At 34.5% G+C, this 14,945-nt stretch carries 21 protein-coding genes and 2 pseudogenes; 2 read left to right on the forward strand and 21 right to left on the reverse strand.

Annotated elements, in window-relative coordinates; all coding sequences use genetic code 11:
* Positions 1 to 85 precede the first annotated feature (85 nt).
* From NSS71_RS07310 to NSS71_RS07355, 11 genes and pseudogenes are all read right to left on the reverse strand, one after another.
* Positions 86 to 285, reverse strand: a pseudogene (locus NSS71_RS07310) (recombinase family protein); the annotation flags it as partial.
* A gap of 643 nt (positions 286 to 928) precedes the next feature.
* Positions 929 to 1,408 carry an immunity protein YezG family protein gene (locus NSS71_RS07315; RefSeq protein ID WP_093726036.1) on the reverse strand — a complete coding sequence of 160 codons (480 nt, stop codon included), beginning with the start codon at positions 1,406 to 1,408 and terminating at the stop codon, positions 929 to 931.
* Positions 1,409 to 1,413: 5 nt separating this feature from the next.
* Positions 1,414 to 1,587 (reverse strand): DNA/RNA non-specific endonuclease, encoded by a 174-nt coding sequence (locus NSS71_RS25685; RefSeq protein WP_445668927.1) that lies wholly within the window; start codon positions 1,585 to 1,587, stop codon positions 1,414 to 1,416.
* Positions 1,577 to 2,332 carry a DNA/RNA non-specific endonuclease gene (locus tag NSS71_RS25690; RefSeq protein WP_445668928.1) on the reverse strand — a complete coding sequence of 252 codons (756 nt, stop codon included), beginning with the start codon at positions 2,330 to 2,332 and terminating at the stop codon, positions 1,577 to 1,579. Before NSS71_RS25690 ends, NSS71_RS25685 begins: the two co-directional genes overlap by 11 nt.
* A 298-nt stretch (positions 2,333 to 2,630) precedes the next feature.
* A pseudogene (locus NSS71_RS07325) lies at positions 2,631 to 3,106 on the reverse strand (recombinase family protein); the annotation flags it as partial.
* An 841-nt stretch (positions 3,107 to 3,947) separates the two neighbouring features.
* Entirely contained in the window at positions 3,948 to 4,415 is a 468-nt protein-coding gene (locus NSS71_RS07330; protein WP_095322245.1) for a DUF6985 domain-containing protein, read from the reverse strand.
* Between the two features lie 21 nt (positions 4,416 to 4,436).
* Positions 4,437 to 5,069, reverse strand: coding sequence for an HNH endonuclease (locus tag NSS71_RS07335; RefSeq protein ID WP_321198392.1), 633 nt, complete (start codon positions 5,067 to 5,069; stop codon positions 4,437 to 4,439).
* 438 nt (positions 5,070 to 5,507) lie between these two features.
* A complete protein-coding gene (locus NSS71_RS07340) occupies positions 5,508 to 6,326 on the reverse strand; it encodes a hypothetical protein (protein ID WP_341151386.1) in 819 nt (272 codons plus the stop codon).
* Positions 6,323 to 6,631: a hypothetical protein gene (locus tag NSS71_RS07345; protein WP_047940544.1), complete on the reverse strand. Its 309-nt coding sequence runs from the start codon at positions 6,629 to 6,631 to the stop codon at positions 6,323 to 6,325. Before NSS71_RS07345 ends, NSS71_RS07340 begins: the two co-directional genes overlap by 4 nt.
* A gap of 25 nt (positions 6,632 to 6,656) precedes the next feature.
* A complete protein-coding gene (locus NSS71_RS07350) occupies positions 6,657 to 6,866 on the reverse strand; it encodes a hypothetical protein (RefSeq protein WP_047940543.1) in 210 nt (69 codons plus the stop codon).
* Positions 6,867 to 6,936: 70 nt separating this feature from the next.
* Positions 6,937 to 7,560: a DUF4176 domain-containing protein gene (locus NSS71_RS07355; RefSeq protein ID WP_341151387.1), complete on the reverse strand. Its 624-nt coding sequence runs from the start codon at positions 7,558 to 7,560 to the stop codon at positions 6,937 to 6,939.
* 379 nt (positions 7,561 to 7,939) lie between these two features.
* Between NSS71_RS07355 and NSS71_RS07360 the strand changes: the two genes are divergently transcribed.
* Complete coding sequence (locus NSS71_RS07360) at positions 7,940 to 8,287, forward strand: hypothetical protein (protein WP_047940542.1); 348 nt, start codon at positions 7,940 to 7,942, stop codon at positions 8,285 to 8,287.
* A gap of 372 nt (positions 8,288 to 8,659) precedes the next feature.
* On the opposite strand, the gene NSS71_RS07365 is transcribed toward NSS71_RS07360, so the two are convergent.
* The 6 genes from NSS71_RS07365 to NSS71_RS07390 all read right to left on the reverse strand — a co-directional run bounded on the left by NSS71_RS07365 (position 8,660) and on the right by NSS71_RS07390 (position 11,748).
* Positions 8,660 to 9,445 carry a DUF817 domain-containing protein gene (locus NSS71_RS07365; RefSeq protein WP_341151964.1) on the reverse strand — a complete coding sequence of 262 codons (786 nt, stop codon included), beginning with the start codon at positions 9,443 to 9,445 and terminating at the stop codon, positions 8,660 to 8,662.
* A gap of 2 nt (positions 9,446 to 9,447) precedes the next feature.
* Entirely contained in the window at positions 9,448 to 9,663 is a 216-nt protein-coding gene (locus NSS71_RS07370; RefSeq protein WP_047940541.1) for a helix-turn-helix domain-containing protein, read from the reverse strand.
* A gap of 10 nt (positions 9,664 to 9,673) precedes the next feature.
* On the reverse strand, positions 9,674 to 10,156 hold the full coding sequence (locus NSS71_RS07375; protein ID WP_095322248.1) for a DUF2975 domain-containing protein: 483 nt from the start codon (positions 10,154 to 10,156) through the stop codon (positions 9,674 to 9,676).
* Positions 10,157 to 10,329: 173 nt separating this feature from the next.
* Positions 10,330 to 10,560 carry a hypothetical protein gene (locus NSS71_RS07380; protein ID WP_047940539.1) on the reverse strand — a complete coding sequence of 77 codons (231 nt, stop codon included), beginning with the start codon at positions 10,558 to 10,560 and terminating at the stop codon, positions 10,330 to 10,332.
* Positions 10,561 to 10,690: 130 nt separating this feature from the next.
* The gene (locus NSS71_RS07385; RefSeq protein WP_341151388.1) at positions 10,691 to 11,353 is read right to left on the reverse strand and encodes a DUF1801 domain-containing protein; all 663 of its coding nucleotides are present in this window, start codon (positions 11,351 to 11,353) and stop codon (positions 10,691 to 10,693) included.
* 20 nt (positions 11,354 to 11,373) lie between these two features.
* On the reverse strand, positions 11,374 to 11,748 hold the full coding sequence (locus tag NSS71_RS07390; protein WP_095320668.1) for an iron chaperone: 375 nt from the start codon (positions 11,746 to 11,748) through the stop codon (positions 11,374 to 11,376).
* 517 nt (positions 11,749 to 12,265) lie between these two features.
* Here NSS71_RS07390 and NSS71_RS07395 point away from each other — a divergent pair.
* Entirely contained in the window at positions 12,266 to 12,832 is a 567-nt protein-coding gene (locus NSS71_RS07395) for a non-canonical purine NTP pyrophosphatase (RefSeq protein WP_047940537.1), read from the forward strand.
* Between the two features lie 146 nt (positions 12,833 to 12,978).
* Here the strand turns inward: NSS71_RS07395 and NSS71_RS07400 are convergent, their stop codons facing one another.
* The 4 genes from NSS71_RS07400 to NSS71_RS07415 all read right to left on the reverse strand — a co-directional run bounded on the left by NSS71_RS07400 (position 12,979) and on the right by NSS71_RS07415 (position 14,842).
* Positions 12,979 to 13,434 carry a hypothetical protein gene (locus tag NSS71_RS07400; protein WP_047940536.1) on the reverse strand — a complete coding sequence of 152 codons (456 nt, stop codon included), beginning with the start codon at positions 13,432 to 13,434 and terminating at the stop codon, positions 12,979 to 12,981.
* The gene (locus tag NSS71_RS07405; RefSeq protein WP_047940535.1) at positions 13,431 to 13,631 is read right to left on the reverse strand and encodes a helix-turn-helix transcriptional regulator; all 201 of its coding nucleotides are present in this window, start codon (positions 13,629 to 13,631) and stop codon (positions 13,431 to 13,433) included. Before NSS71_RS07405 ends, NSS71_RS07400 begins: the two co-directional genes overlap by 4 nt.
* Before the next feature lie 593 nt (positions 13,632 to 14,224).
* The gene (locus tag NSS71_RS07410) at positions 14,225 to 14,509 is read right to left on the reverse strand and encodes a hypothetical protein (protein WP_047940534.1); all 285 of its coding nucleotides are present in this window, start codon (positions 14,507 to 14,509) and stop codon (positions 14,225 to 14,227) included.
* 150 nt (positions 14,510 to 14,659) lie between these two features.
* The gene (locus NSS71_RS07415; RefSeq protein WP_047940533.1) at positions 14,660 to 14,842 is read right to left on the reverse strand and encodes a hypothetical protein; all 183 of its coding nucleotides are present in this window, start codon (positions 14,840 to 14,842) and stop codon (positions 14,660 to 14,662) included.
* Between the last annotated feature and the right edge of the window lie 103 nt (positions 14,843 to 14,945).

Below are 14,945 nucleotides of genomic sequence, written 5' to 3' on the forward strand. Positions count from 1 at the left end.
ATTCAAGGACGATTACGGGATCGTTTTATAACTACATTTCGAATGCTTTCCAGCTGCTGTTATTATATCTGCTTCGCTCTCTTTCTTCCTGTAAGCCCACCCTGTCTATTTCAAATGCTTCGTCATTCAATTTGGCGCCGCTAATTCCTTCCTCTCTAAAAATATAATCAAGTTCAGGCCTTGTTCTTTACAAAACGCTTAATTTTCATCTTCTTGATATCTCAAGCTATATCCATCTCTTGCCTTACCTTGAGTTGAGACTCGTATATACCCAACAATGTTCAACTTTTCACCCTCCCGTTACATAAATTATAATTTGTGTAACGCTTTTTAACGAATAGCGAGTATTATACGACCCTCTCTAGTAAAAATACAACCCAATTTTTGTCTGCCTGATGCTAAACTAGTAACCTTCTTACGTAACCTACCTTTTATCGCCAAGAGCTTTGTCATTCTCGTTAGTTTTTTAGCCATTCCCTGTAATAACTACCCCTGCCATATAAAATGTCATCTCGCCTAATTATCGTACTTTTCTTACTATCCAAGTATTAAAACGATACTCCTTGATGGTACAACCATCATGAGCTTTCGATTTTCATGTAAATCATTTTCTTTTTGTCTCACTCAAAAATTCTCACTTTCTTTTTATTCACTAGATTTATGTATCTGTATCGTTACCCCTTTATCATTACGAGTTTTGTCATACCATTAGTTTGTGTGTTTTGCAGTATCATAAGTCCTCTTGGAATGTAAAATGTCATCTCGTCTGGTTATCGTGCTTCTCGCAAAATCCAAATATTAAATCAATACTCCATTATGGTACTACCTTCATGAGCTTTGAATTTCAAACTGGTCTCATTCATGTTGTTCTTACTTCACCAAAAACAAAAGCACCTGTCGCCTAAAAGGCAACCAAGTGCTTTATAGTTTACTTTTCTTCAAATTCCTTCATTCTCTCTAATAAATCAAAATCTAGCTGTTCTTTGTTTTGACTTATATATTTATATTCAAAATACTTAATTCTATCTGTTGGACCAAATTCACTTTCATGCCAATTTGTATAATCAAAATGTACGTTTAATTTACCTGTATCATTTAATATTAATGTCACTGAAAACCAAGGTTCTTGGTCATTATCAGTAAAAACTTTTTGGAGTTCAACAGTAAGTTGAAATAATTTATGTAGTTCTTTATTATAAGCCCTCTTATCTACACTATATAATTTTGGAATATAATGTGAAAAAATGTGTTGTTCCTCACCTTTTGGCGTAAAAAAGAAGAAAACTCCTCCTTCTCCTTCCTTAACTTCACCATTAAAATAGAAATTATCCCATTCAGTTGGAATCATATCATTAACCTGTTGTGCAATTTCTTTATATAACTCGTTTAATTCTGTTTCAAAACTCATCAATATCAGCCTCCTGATTTATTTGCAATCTCGTGGATCACTGGAAATTGGCCTTCAATTTCATATTCGACCATAAAGGAATCTGGTCGCATTGAATTATTAGAATAGATCGGTTCAATACTAACAGAGACTTTCTTGGGTGGTAGCTCTTTCAATGCATTGGCCCATTCAGTCTCCATTTCGTACCAAACTCCCCCTCCTATTAATTTGACTATTTTGTGGTACAAGATTATCAATATCAGGAGGACCATTAAATTGTGCTCCTATTAAATGTCCGCCATCATCATCTGGTAATCTGTCTCTTCCCCCTACATTTGCCTGAGCGTATTTATTTCTATTAGCCTTTTTCAATACAAGTTCGGGAGCATCTACATTTACAATACGTCCAAGTTCATCGGTAGTATATTTGTAGTTATCATTGGTTACGTACTTAGTATTTGGGAGTAGTTGTTTCTTACCATTTTCACCTTTTATTATGTGCTTTCCAAAATCAATTTCTTTAACTTCGTTGACTATATTACCATTACCCGTACCCTTAGTAGTCCCCTTCCCTTCCACTTTCCTCAAAGAGGCCGGAACGATTGAATCCATCCGATTTTCTATCGTGGCTCTGCTCCACACGTTGATAGGAGCCTGATTCGCTGTACTTAGTTGGAAGGACGGATTGGGCATAAAGTTTTGTCTAAAGAAGTGGGTAACTTCTTGGACATATTGTTTTCCACTATTTTTTATGCCATTAGGCCATAGGCTGTTCTCTTTCTTGCTTCCATCGATTCGTTGGAGCGATTTTGTTGTTTTTTGTGAAATGGCTGAACGGATTTCGTTGGCTTTATTTTTACTTTTTTCTCCTTTTAACAGCTTTAGGTATTTTGCTTGGCCGACATATGGGAGGAAGGAAGTGGCTGCACTCCCCGATACATACATAATCCCTTCTTTTTCGGCGGTGTCTGTTATAGATTGCGCCATCGATTCAAGGACGATTACGGGATCGTTTTATAACTACATTTCGAATGCTTTCCAGCTGTTGTTTATTATATCTGCTTCGCTCTTTTTCTTCCATATCTGTATCGTCAAACAGACTAAATAGAAGGCTGGGGGACCGATACGTTTCCCGAATGACGCGGCTAAGTCTATAGCTTACTCCCCATATAATTTGGGTGAGATTCCCCCAAATATCGTTCCGATCGACTCTCATCATGCTGTTTCTGGAAATAGGGGGAATACCTTCCTTTGCCTTCATGTTTCTTCCTTTCGTTAATTTAAGGGCAATTTCAAATCGTTGGTATTGATCTAACAATTCCATTAAGCTGTTTACCAAAAAGTCGTTTGGATCTTTTTTATGGATACTGTAAAATGATGTTCAATGCTTTTAATATCACATCCATATTTCTTTAGCTCTCGTTGTATCAACACCTTTACAATGTCTGACCGCCATAATCAGCTTGTGTTCAGCACCACCACATAATTAATTTGGACAGACGAAAGGTGAGCCAACATCTCCTGTAAGCCCACCCTGTCTATTTCAAATGCTTCTTCATTCAGTTTTGCGCCACTTATTCCTTCCTCTCTAAAAATATGTACCAAGTTAAAACCTTGTTCTTCACAATATGTTTTAATTTCATCTTCTGGATATTTCAAGCTATCCCTATCTCTTGCCTGCCTTTGAGTGGAGTCTCGTATATACCCAACAACGTTCAACTTTTCCCCCTCCCGTTACATAAATTTTAATTTTTGTAACGTTTTTTAACGAATAGCGAGTATTATCCGACCGTCTCTAGTAAAAATACAACCATAAGTTAATTTTCTTATACAATAAAACAGCACCTCTTTACGTTACCCATTGGTTATCGCCACGAGCTTTGTCATTGTCGTTAGTTTGTTAGCCAATCCATGTCATAACTACCCCTACCATATAAAATGTCATCTCGCCTATTTATCGTACTTTTCTTACTATCCAAGTATTAAAACGATACTCCATCACGGTACAACCATCATGAGCTTTCGATTCTCAAACAAATCATATTCTTATTGTCTCACTCAAAAATCTTCACTTTTTATTATTCACTATCTTTATGTATCCGTATCGATACCATCTTTAGCATTACGAGCATTGTCATTCTCTTTAGTTTAAGTGCTTTGCAGTATCATAAGTATTCCTACCACTTAAAATGTCATCTCGCCTGTTTATCGTACATCTTACAAAATCCAAATATTAAATCAATACTCCATGATGGTACTACCTTCATGAGCTATGAATTTCAGTAAAGAATAATCCAATGTCGTCTAAAGTTAAAATTCTAACAAAAAAACAAAAACACCTGTTGCCTAATAAGGCAATCAAGTGCTTATAGTTAGCTATATAGAGTAATCTATTACTAATCCTAATTTTAAGCTATCGAGCATGTTTAAAATTATTAGTTTTCGCCATTTCCCCTGTAATTTTACTTCAATACATTTTAATTTTCATCTCGACTAATTATTGTACTAATTTCCCATTAAAATATGGTTAAAGATTGTTATGGTATAACAAATAGTATATTTAGATTGCTACATCTTGGTACCCTACTTCATTCACCTGTTCATTCAATAAACGGAGTCCCAACCCATTTTCTATATCCCATGTACAATCAAATGTTATTCCAATATCACGTTCATCATAAATATCCCCATACGGAACAACAATACCAACTAGGTTAATCATTTCAAGTATTTGATCAGTTGTTTCAATTTCCGGGTAATTCTCATTGTGGTCAATATCATAACCCAATTCATGTCGCGTTTGTTTATAATAGTTTAAAATTGGTTGCAATATACTGTATTGTATTTGTTCCCATTTTTGCATCAGTGAGTTATAAGCAATATATTGTTCTTCATCAAACTTACCATCCTCTTCACCTTTTATCATAAGTGCTACCTCTGCTTCTTTTCCACAAAATTCTATAGTAGTGTACCTAGACCAACCATATTCATATTCAAGTTCACCAAAAACTGTATCATTTATTTTCATATTAGAATCACCTTTCTACTATTATTTTTTAGCAAATCCCCCAGGTTCAAACGCGCCTGCATTTATCTCACCTACACCACCAAGATGTCCGAATGTCTTGTTTATCTTTGATGGCACAAGTTGTATAGTTTTGACATCGTTTAATTCATGCCATGTTAATTTATTTCTTTCTCGGTATCTTTCTATATCTCTAGCTTTTATTCCACCAGCTTTCATCCCGAAATTTCGAGCAAGATTTGGGGAACTATTAAGCTGATCTGCTAATTTTTGATCTGCTTGAGCGAAATTAGCTCTTCTAGCATTTGTTCCTCTGTTTCCATTTCCACCTAACATGTAATCAATATCAAATTCGGCTTTTGCAACTGGCGAAAAATCAGGAACAGCATTTTTATATTGTATTCCATCAACACCAGCTTCATTTAATATTTTTTTCAACTGTGGATCCGGTGGTGGTTTAAGTGTACATTTAGATTCCCCTCTTGTTCCTTCAAATCCAACCTTTTGATTAATTAGTGAAGGTGTCTGATTAAGCCTTTCTTCATAAGAACTAGCAAATTCAGTTTGTCTGAAAGCAGCTGGAGTGTCTTTACCCGTACCCTTAGCAGTCCCCTTCCCTTCCACTTTCCTCAAAGAGGCCGGAACGATTGAATCCATCCGATTTTCTATCGTGGCTCTGCTCCACACGTTGATAGGAGCCTGATTCGCTGTACTTAGTTGGAAGGACGGATTGGGCATAAAGTTTTGTCTAAAGAAGTGGGTAACTTCTTGGACATATTGTTTTCCACTATTTTTTATGCCATTAGGCCATAGGCTGTTCTCTTTCTTGCTTCCATCGATTCGTTGGAGCGATTTTGTTGTTTTTTGTGAAATGGCTGAACGGATTTCGTTGGCTTTATTTTTACTTTTTTCTCCTTTTAACAGCTTTAGGTATTTTGCTTGGCCGACATATGGGAGGGAGGAAGGAAGTGGCTGCACTCCCCGATACATACATAATCCCTTCTTTTTCGGCGGTGTCTGTTATAGACTGCGCCATCGATTCAAGGACGATTACGGGATCGTGTATAATCGCATCGAGTGTTTCTGTAGCACTCTCTATCCTCTTCGTAGAAGCTTTTTTAGAAAATCCGGCTCTATAGAATCTGGAATTATTCCTGATGCGGCCACGATTCCAGCATCGATCACAAGCGTAATAAGGCCTTTGGCTATCTCATAAATCGCTACCGCGAGCCCTTTTACAAAATCCCAAGCTCCCTCTGCTGTTACAGAAATCACATCGCTTACCTTTTCAGAGAAGGTTGTATAGCGATCCTTGACCTGAGAGGCCTTGTTTGCATATTCATCATCTGTATTTTCATACTTTTTTACTTTTGACTCATAGAGATCCCACAGCTCTTCCATTTTATTTTTTAGCTTGGATTGAACAGATTCCATATCATTTCGAATGCTTTCCAGCTGTTGTTTATTATATCTGCTTCGCTCTTTTTCTTCCGGATCTGTATCGTCAAACAGACTAAATAGAAGGCTGGGGGACCGATATGTTTCCTGAATGGCGCGGCTAAGTCTATAGGTTACTCCCCATTCAATCTGGGTGAGATTTCCCCAAATATCGTTCCGATCGACTCTCATCATGCTGTTTCTGGAAATAGGGCTAATATAGGCCGTTGTATCAGCCACATAGTTTTCAAACAATGTTAATAAATCCTCTATTTGCGTCTGATAGCTTTGGATATTTTTCTTAGATTGCTGCATGAGCTCTTCCCAGGCTTCCAGGCTCTTTCCCGCGTTCCTCTCTGTATAGCCAGCTATCGTATGCAGAGAAGTCTGCATCTGATGAAGAGCCCGCTTATATGTATGAAGCTGTTCAATGATCTGATCCAGAATCCCATAGTTAATTTTTAAGTCCCGTTTCATGACTGGCCGCTCCGAATGTCCTTGCTGATTTCTTCGTCTGCCTTTGTCATTTCTTCCAATATGCTTTTACCGGCTGTATAGACAGCATGCATATTTTTTACTAACTCTTTATTTACATCATTATTCATATGATCCAGAATAGCATCTACTTTATCAATGAAATCAGAATGAAAGTTTTTCAGCTGATTTCTTGTGCCCGTACGAAAGGTGTCTGTGTAACTACTAAACTCATCGATACTGGATTGCAGGGTTTGTAAAGTAGCCTGTAACTCACGGATATCCATCTTTATCTGTGCGGTTCCCAATGGTAAACTCCTCTCTCCTATTTTCTCATCTAAAAGGAACGGATTCAATAGCGACAATCAGTCGATTCAGTTCTATAATCATTTCTTCTATTTTTTCCCGCATCTCTTCTTCCACAGAGGCATTTTCTAAGTCCATTTGCTCAAAATTTTTCTGTATGCCCTCTTTGGCATCTTCCAAAAAAGAGATCATATTTGATACTAAGCTAGAGGAAAAGCTTGACGTATAGTTTGCCATTATCTTTCACCAGCTCTTTCCATTTCCACTTGTAACGATTGCATGTCCTGTGCGGAAAACTCAATCGATGTCATCTTTTTTCTATAACTAGCTCTTCTTTCATAAGCAGTTCAAATGCTTCTTCCCTCTCATCTTTAAAACCCATATGTATGACATTTGTAATCAAAGGCTCTGTGAAATAAAGGATGGCATCTTTCTTCATTTCTCCTACAGGATAAACCACACCGCCGTACGGAAAAAACGTTTGATAACCTGTTGGAACGGTATAACGCTTGGTGATGACAATTTTGGCTGCTGAAGAAGTTTGCTGTTCTGGCAGAAAGTAAAGCGGATTTAGTTCCACAACTGACCCTAATGGCAGCACTTCTCTCATTATTTCTAAGCAGGAAGTAACGAAGGGGAAGAAAAGATGGTCCTGTAAACGATAATGGGACTGTCTAAACTGAATCACATGCTCCTTATCCTCTTTTCTATAATAAATGATCTCCTGGTTGGTGCTCTTTATATCATAGGAACGGAGCCCTTGCTTATAAGCAAAATAGAGTTCCCGAAAGACGAGCTCGTCCTCCAAATATAAGTCAGCAAACGCATGGATTGCCGCACGATATTTCCCCTTTGATTCATCGGATAAAGAATCCATGAGCTGAGCTATTTTTTTCATTGCCAACGCCTTTAACTGTTTTCTATCATTCAAATGGCTCCCTCCCTGCCATGTAAATATTTTACATACATATATTATAAATGAGGGAATTGGAAATGATAAGGTTAAAAATAGCTAAATACCAAAGACCTACTTATATTCCTTTATTTTCCTAAATACCCCTTCATTCAAATGCTGTCTACTAATAATTTTGAAGCCGGAAAGACTGACTCAATCAAAGGCTAATTTTGCTTTTTCCTACTAAATTTTCTAAATCAGATTCTATCCTCCTTAGTATATTTTTTGAAATCCCTGCAATCCTTGACCCTTATAGGGATGAGATGGATTTATTATTTTATTGCTTTTAAAACATATTAGCTCTGTTCTTTGGTAAAATATAGAATAGTTCAAAAATAAATTAGAGGATTTTTTTATGATAAATGTGATGAAAGGTTTTTTCGCGAGCTTTTTTTGTTATCTATTTCTTTATGCTATCTTATTTTTAATAGAAAATAAGATAGATGAACTTTTTGAAGCTCTTATTTTTCTGTCTATTAGTGGATTTTTCATTATTTTAATCCAGACCATCATAATGGAGCTTTGTTTTAAAATAGAAGGATATAACCGATTGTTTGCCATAATGATAGGATTTATATACGGTGTTGCCATTTCTATTATATTTTCTGGAACACTTGATACGGAAATCTCCGTTCATTTATGGATTGGTTTTATTGGGAGTATTTGCAGTTTTATCTATGCGATTACTCGAAATGATTTCTAAATGAGGGCTGCCTACATCATTCTAATAGAGATACATAAGGGCATTGCTTTACCGACAGCAAAAGATTATGATATGCAACAGCGGCAATTTGAAAATTTCATCCTTTTTTAGAAAATGAAGGATTTATTGAAAGAGTACTTAGAATCGATCCCTTTTTCTCCATAAAGCCAGCTAGATTAACGAAAAAGGGACAAGCCTTTTTAGAAAAATACAATTACTTAGAGGAAACTTATCCAGATAAACAAAATATAATGAAATGGATCCGAGTAGGAAAAGAAGTGTACTCAAATGAAGCTGATGAGGAAAACTAAAATCAATTTAATAATAGCTCCAAGACTTCATTCCCATCAAGGAGCTATCTGTTTACGCTTTTTATTTCTCATTATTATTTAAGCTGTTTTTTTTTCCCTTAACCAGCTTCAAAGTTGCCACAATAAGAAAGCTAACTATCACCAATAATAGCCATGAACTCACTTTCCCAACATGAACAAGGCTCCAAGCATCTTTTTGATTGGGATATTCCCATGCACTAAAATAAGTAGCAATGTTTTCCGCTATCCAAATAAAAAATCCAATCAGTACAAAAGAGAGTGCTAGCGGCATTCGATATCTAATACCATTTACCTTGTAAAATACCCATGATTTCCAAAATACGATTATGACCAATCCAGATAAATACCAACGAATATCTATCCAAAAATGGTGGGTGAAAAAGTTCAAATAAATGGCAGCAGCAAGTGGCACAACAACTAAAAAAGATGGCCAATTTACTAGCTCTACCTTTAACCTCCGCCATGCCTGACATAAAAAACTCGCAACACTTGCGTACATAAAGCCACTAAAGAGAGGGACGCCAAAAATTTTTGTAATGCCCGCTTCTGGATAAGACCATGAACCCATATGAACCTTGAAAAGCTCAAGGGCAAGTCCAATCAAATGGAAAACGGTTATAACCTTTAACTCATCAATCGTTTCCAAACCAGTACGGACCATCACCCACTGCATAAAAAGACAGATAAGAAGCAGCCAATCGTATCTTGGTAACAAGGGAAGTTCTATCATTTTTGTCATTGCCAGTGATGCAAAAATAGCTACAGGAAAAACACAAGCTAAAGCTTGTTGCCATCCGAAACAAATAAGCTGCTTTAATGCTCTTATCACTAGATTTCCTCTTCGTTTCTATATTCCAGTATATCGCCTGGCTGGCAATCCAATGCTTTGCATATTGCCTCTAATGTTGAAATACGGATTGCTTTTGCCTTTCCATTTTTCAAAATAGAAAGATTAGCCATTGTTATTCCAACCTTTTCCGATAATTCTGTTACACTCATTTTTCTTTTTGCTAACATTACATCAATATTTATTATAATTGCCATTTATATCACCTCAGACGATTAAGTCGTTTTCTGATTTTATATCAATTGCCTCTTTTAATAGCTTTTGAAGTACTGCAGCAAAAACGGCAATGACCATCGAAGCAAAAATCAGAACAAGTCCAATTAAAATAATTCCTGGCGCATCATCCCTTTCTGCTAAGAGGTAAAATAACGGCAATCCCACCACAAAAATCGCGCTTATAGAAATGGCACAGTTTTTTATTTTCTTTAGTGCATTAACTGACAACTCCGAAAATGCTTCATTCTTATCAATATAGTTTAACAGTTTAAATGCTTGATATAATGCGAAGTAGAAGGGAAATGCTGCTGCATAAAAATCAAGCATTATCAAATATTTTAAATAAGCATCATTTGGATACAACTCAGCAGCAAAATTTCCGATTTCTGGTACTAAAAAGATACATAAGGCCAGAATAGGTACGCCAATAAGAATAACAGCAATCTTTAAAAAGAGCGTTGATACTTGTTTCATCAAAAACACCTCACTATTTTATTTCTATTTGAATTTATCATACCATTTATCGATTTACAATAAATTTTTATTATTAATTATTTATTTTTTATTGTTTATAATAAAAAAGAGTAAAATAAAAAGTACCTCTTATAAAAAGAAATACTTTAACAATAAAATTATTTATCAATAAACTATCCTGTTACAAACATAAAGTCTTGTACAAATACGGAAACGGCCTTTAAATCAATCCGCTGGTTTTTATACAATGCTTCTGCCTTCTTCAGTTCTTTCTTTACTTCAGGAGAAATTCTTTCTGCTTCTTTTAACGAAATGTCTCCAATTAACAAATCAATTGCTATTTTTCGGATGTTTTCTTCGCGAGACTGATGCAATATGTAGGAAATACAACTAATTTGATCCATTCTTACACCTCTCTAAACATATTTTTATGAATAATTCTATGTTTAGACAGAAAATTCCTTCTTTTTCAAATAAAACAAAAAAGACAGTTCTCAGCTTCCTTTCAGAAACATTAATACTGTCCCTATGCGACTATTTTTTGCCGGCAAATTTATGTGATCCATCACAATTAGGCATTTTTTGGGAAAGGCCACAAATACAGTCATTTAATCCCTTGCCATTTAGGATTCTCTCCATTGCTTTTTCAATCCTTGTTACTTTTGTTTTTGCTTGCTTTGGCTGGGAAAAATGAAGAATGTATGCTCTTTGGCGTCCTGGTGTCAATCCTTCAAAAGCTGTTTTTAATGCTGGTATTTCTTCAAATTTCATTTCAAGTTCTTCTGGAATACTGAATTCTTTATGCTCTTTTATCGTCACTTCCAAACCGGATTTTTCCACTTCAATTGCTTCAAGAATATATTCTTTTATGACAGATTCCATTTTCACTATTTCTTGTAAATTCTTAAAGCGGATTTGCCGTGCTGCCTGGACATTTTCTGTTTGTTGGACTAGAATTCCTTGAGGATCCTTTAAGAGAGCACCTTTATGAAATAACAGGGCACAATACTCTTTAAATCCATGAATAAGCACAATGTTTTTATTTTTATAAGTGTAGCATGGATGCATCCATTTAAATTCTTCGGTCAGTTCTTCGCACTCAAGAGCAAGCTGTCTTAGCCTCACATATTCTTCCTGCCAATTGCTATCTTTGCTTAAATATTCTTCCACCTGAGGATTTAATTTTCTATTTGTCATACGAGTACACCCTTCTATTATTACTCTTTTCTCCAAAATGTCTTACAATTTGCTTTATCAGTAATATTAAAGTCAATCATTTTTTCTAATAAAGAAAAATCAACGGGATTGTCCCACTTTATTCGTACGAGCTGCTTCGTATGATCATAGCCAGCTTGCACAATTGCTTCTGAAAATTGGATGATTCCCGCTCGTTCAGGTGCAACTGCCAAATGCTGCTTTGCAATACTAAAGCCAATTATGAATGTTTCATGATCTGTAAACATCGGCTGATTCCAAGCCATTTTCGGAACTAAATTGGGGAATTTCTTCATTACCCACTGTAAAACCTCTTCTGTTCGAGACCGATGCTCTGGATTATCAATCCCTGCTAAAAAATCTGCAAATACTTCCATATTTATCCTCCAACATACATTCTATTGCCACTTAATGTTATTTTGATTCTGAGTCTATCATATCGTATATTCATTTGTTATTCTAGCTACAAAGAAGGTTAAGATTCAACACTTTTGCTATAGTTATAAGTTCTTTATACTTATTGTCTTAGCTATTATCCTTAAAAATATACTACACTTAATCCAACATAAATTAACATAGAAATGATAATAAACACTGAAAAGAATAGCCCCTTGCCAAAGCTAGACCAGTTTTTCATCCATCCCCATCTGCTTTTATTTCTATCAAGCCAAAAACAATCTGTAAGAACAACCAATCCTATTATTATCATTAAGACAATCGGATTCTTCTTCTCCCTCCCTTATGATTATTATATGAAAAGTTATTCTATTTTAATCTTGCTCTAAAAGTTCTTTACCGATTAGCTAAAATTCTCTTTTTTCTTCTATAAATTTTGTTATATTAAAAGAACAGTAAAATTCAATAAGTAATATACAAACACAAGGAGACACTTTGATGAAGGAAATTATATTTGTAACAACCAACAAAGGAAAAATTGCATCTGCTGAAAAGGAATTAAAAAATATAAAAGTGACTCCTATACAGGAAGAGTTAAGCGAGCCACGTACTGACGATATTAAAGAGATTGCTAAACAAAAAGTCTTGCAAGCATATGAAATCGTTAAGAGACCATGCGTTGCTTTAGATTCTGGTTTTTTCATCGAAGAATTAAACGGTTTTCCTAGAGCATATGTAAACCATATGTTAGATACTATCGGTATTACTGGTATATTGAAATTACTAAAAGAGGAAAATAACCGTGCTTGCGAATTTAGATCTTGTTTGGCCTATTATGATGGTGAACAAATAACCTACTTTGAGAGCAAATCACAAGGAACGATAGCTGAAGAAATAAGAGGTTTAGATAATGATAAAAAATGGTCTGATCTCTGGTATATTTTCATTCCCAAACATTTTAATAAAACACTTGCTGAATTTACGGAAGATGATTTCCATATATATGAAGAAAAGAAAGAAGAGTCCTGTATTCGTAAATTTGGAAAATGGTTTGAAGCGTTGTGATAGAGAAAATCTAATAAAAGCGGTGCAAGAACATACTTAAACACAATATGTTCTTGCACCGAAAAAGCAAACAAGGAATGCTTGGATTCTATTATCTTCATAATCTTAGTTTATTTTATTATTTAACAAATGAACATATAAATTGTTTATAGCAAATCCTTATTTTTGTTATAAGAACGTTTTAAAGAAATGTAGTTAACGAAAAACCATAGCAAACCTGCGAACACTATTAACACAATTGTTTCCATCCATTCATTTATGTTGGCTGGAAAACTTGAAAAAATAGCATAAAACAAGAAAAATAAAATGACAAAACTACTTGTTTTCATCACAATACTTCTTAATTCTTTCTTATAAGAATCTTCTGTTGCAATATCTGCATACTCAATGCCAGATAGTATATACCGCCCTAACACATAAAGGAGAAATATAGCAATAGGTAGTAATAGAGATGTTTTAGCATCTAAATTAACATAGTTATTCAGTATAAGCATTCCTGCAAGGATAAGCAAAAGGATTATTGCTCCTTCTGAAAAAAAGTACAAAATCCTTTTTTCCTTATATTCATCATTAGGTAATAAAAAAGATATCCAAGATCTCATGACAACTCGACCTCCCAAAATAAATCATCTAATGTTGTATTTAATTCTTTAGCAATAGCAATACATAAATTCAAACTAGGATTGTATTCTCCTTTTTCAATCAAACCGATAGTCTGCCTAGTAGCATTCACTCGTTTTGCAAGCTGTTCTTGTGTTAAACCTTTTTCTATTCTTGCTAGTTTCATTTTACTTGCCATATACTCACCTACACAATGAAATATATATTTATAAAATGCAAGATAAATCTTACATTGAAAATTATAATTCCTTAGCAACAATAACATCTCTTTGTCTAATCACGCATTTAAACTGAAAATTACATCTTTTATTCTCATACTAAAAAATTTGTTATGTTTTTTCGAAATCACTTCTTCCCCCCTTATAGATTCGCTAGTTAGACAATATAGTTATACCGTAGGATTCACTTTTTAAGGGTAATAAGTTTTCTTCCGTAATGATAATTACTCTTTATTCCTCTCCATCATAATTACTTGATAAATAAAAAAGCTAAATTCAGTTAAGAATTCAGCCAATCATTTTGCATCTGAATATTTTGTATTCAATAACAAGTTTTTTCTTTAAACATAGCAAATTGCTCCTTTTAAGAAGGATTCATCGATAAAATAAATATTAGGTAAAATAAAAACTTCACTAACAATGGAAACGCCTCGAATATCATATAACATGCTCCTATCCTATTCGATTATCTAATATATAATATGAAGCGACTCCTTTTTTGTAAGCGTTATCTTTATGATAATAAAAAAAAACTCTCAAACAGAGAGTCTCCTTAACTAACTTTATAAAACTTATCAATCTTACCAGCCAATATTCTTAGAAAGTCATTAATGGTCATATTTTCAATTTTTTTAGAATACCATGACAATTTATTCCCCATGTCTTCTCCATCATAATTAACATTTAATGGAACATACCCTTTTGTTTTGGAAGCTAAAGTATGATCGAAGGCAATGATTAATACTTTCCCCTCAGGCGTTTCTAACTTCACTTTATACCTTGGAAATTTGTAATCTGTGCTATACTTTACACCTTTAATCTTAGCCTTTGTTTTCATACATTCTCCTTTTCGAGTGTGTCTATTACTATTATAGCTTAAATGGAGATAATTAGACATCTTTAATTGGGATAATGGAAACAATGGGTATATATTCATCACAAAACAACAAATATTTCTACCTATCTTACACCTTTTTCCCGTAAGTTATTATTCAGTGTCCGCTATTACCTCTACAGAGCCCTCCTCACTGTAATGGATGATATTCACAATTTTGTAATAAGCTTTTTCAATGACAATTGTTTCTCCAATGGAGGGAGGAATTTGATAAATAACTTGCTTTGATTGCCAGCCCTTTACTTTATGCTGATATAAAGTATTTAGTCTCACCATGTGTTATCGCCTCTTTCTAAGAATGATCCAACAACTAGTAGCTATATGAATATGTATGCATTTCTAAATTTGTCCTTTCCTTTTAAATAAAAAAACTGAAGCC

It is taken from the genome of Niallia sp. FSL W8-0951, assembly GCF_038006525.1.
In the GTDB taxonomy this organism is placed as follows: domain Bacteria; phylum Bacillota; class Bacilli; order Bacillales; family Cytobacillaceae; genus Niallia; species Niallia circulans.

Excerpts from the sequence above, each read along its gene's own strand:
- NSS71_RS07315 (WP_093726036.1), bottom strand. The coding sequence starts at position 1,408 with ATGAGTTTTGAAACAGAATTAAACGAGTTATATAAAGAAATTGCACAA.
- NSS71_RS25685 (WP_445668927.1), bottom strand. The coding sequence starts at position 1,587 with ATGGAGACTGAATGGGCCAATGCATTGAAAGAGCTACCACCCAAGAAA.
- NSS71_RS25690 (WP_445668928.1), bottom strand. The coding sequence starts at position 2,332 with ATGTATGTATCGGGGAGTGCAGCCACTTCCTTCCTCCCATATGTCGGC.
- NSS71_RS07330 (WP_095322245.1), bottom strand. The coding sequence starts at position 4,415 with ATGAAAATAAATGATACAGTTTTTGGTGAACTTGAATATGAATATGGT.
- NSS71_RS07335 (WP_321198392.1), bottom strand. The coding sequence starts at position 5,069 with ATGGATTCAATCGTTCCGGCCTCTTTGAGGAAAGTGGAAGGGAAGGGG.
- NSS71_RS07340 (WP_341151386.1), bottom strand. The coding sequence starts at position 6,326 with ATGAAACGGGACTTAAAAATTAACTATGGGATTCTGGATCAGATCATT.
- NSS71_RS07350 (WP_047940543.1), bottom strand. The coding sequence starts at position 6,866 with ATGGCAAACTATACGTCAAGCTTTTCCTCTAGCTTAGTATCAAATATG.
- NSS71_RS07360 (WP_047940542.1), top strand. The coding sequence starts at position 7,940 with ATGATAAATGTGATGAAAGGTTTTTTCGCGAGCTTTTTTTGTTATCTA.
- NSS71_RS07370 (WP_047940541.1), bottom strand. The coding sequence starts at position 9,663 with ATGGCAATTATAATAAATATTGATGTAATGTTAGCAAAAAGAAAAATG.
- NSS71_RS07375 (WP_095322248.1), bottom strand. The coding sequence starts at position 10,156 with ATGAAACAAGTATCAACGCTCTTTTTAAAGATTGCTGTTATTCTTATT.
- NSS71_RS07380 (WP_047940539.1), bottom strand. The coding sequence starts at position 10,560 with ATGGATCAAATTAGTTGTATTTCCTACATATTGCATCAGTCTCGCGAA.
- NSS71_RS07385 (WP_341151388.1), bottom strand. The coding sequence starts at position 11,353 with ATGACAAATAGAAAATTAAATCCTCAGGTGGAAGAATATTTAAGCAAA.
- NSS71_RS07390 (WP_095320668.1), bottom strand. The coding sequence starts at position 11,748 with ATGGAAGTATTTGCAGATTTTTTAGCAGGGATTGATAATCCAGAGCAT.
- NSS71_RS07395 (WP_047940537.1), top strand. The coding sequence starts at position 12,266 with ATGAAGGAAATTATATTTGTAACAACCAACAAAGGAAAAATTGCATCT.
- NSS71_RS07400 (WP_047940536.1), bottom strand. The coding sequence starts at position 13,434 with ATGAGATCTTGGATATCTTTTTTATTACCTAATGATGAATATAAGGAA.
- NSS71_RS07405 (WP_047940535.1), bottom strand. The coding sequence starts at position 13,631 with ATGGCAAGTAAAATGAAACTAGCAAGAATAGAAAAAGGTTTAACACAA.
- NSS71_RS07410 (WP_047940534.1), bottom strand. The coding sequence starts at position 14,509 with ATGAAAACAAAGGCTAAGATTAAAGGTGTAAAGTATAGCACAGATTAC.
- NSS71_RS07415 (WP_047940533.1), bottom strand. The coding sequence starts at position 14,842 with ATGGTGAGACTAAATACTTTATATCAGCATAAAGTAAAGGGCTGGCAA.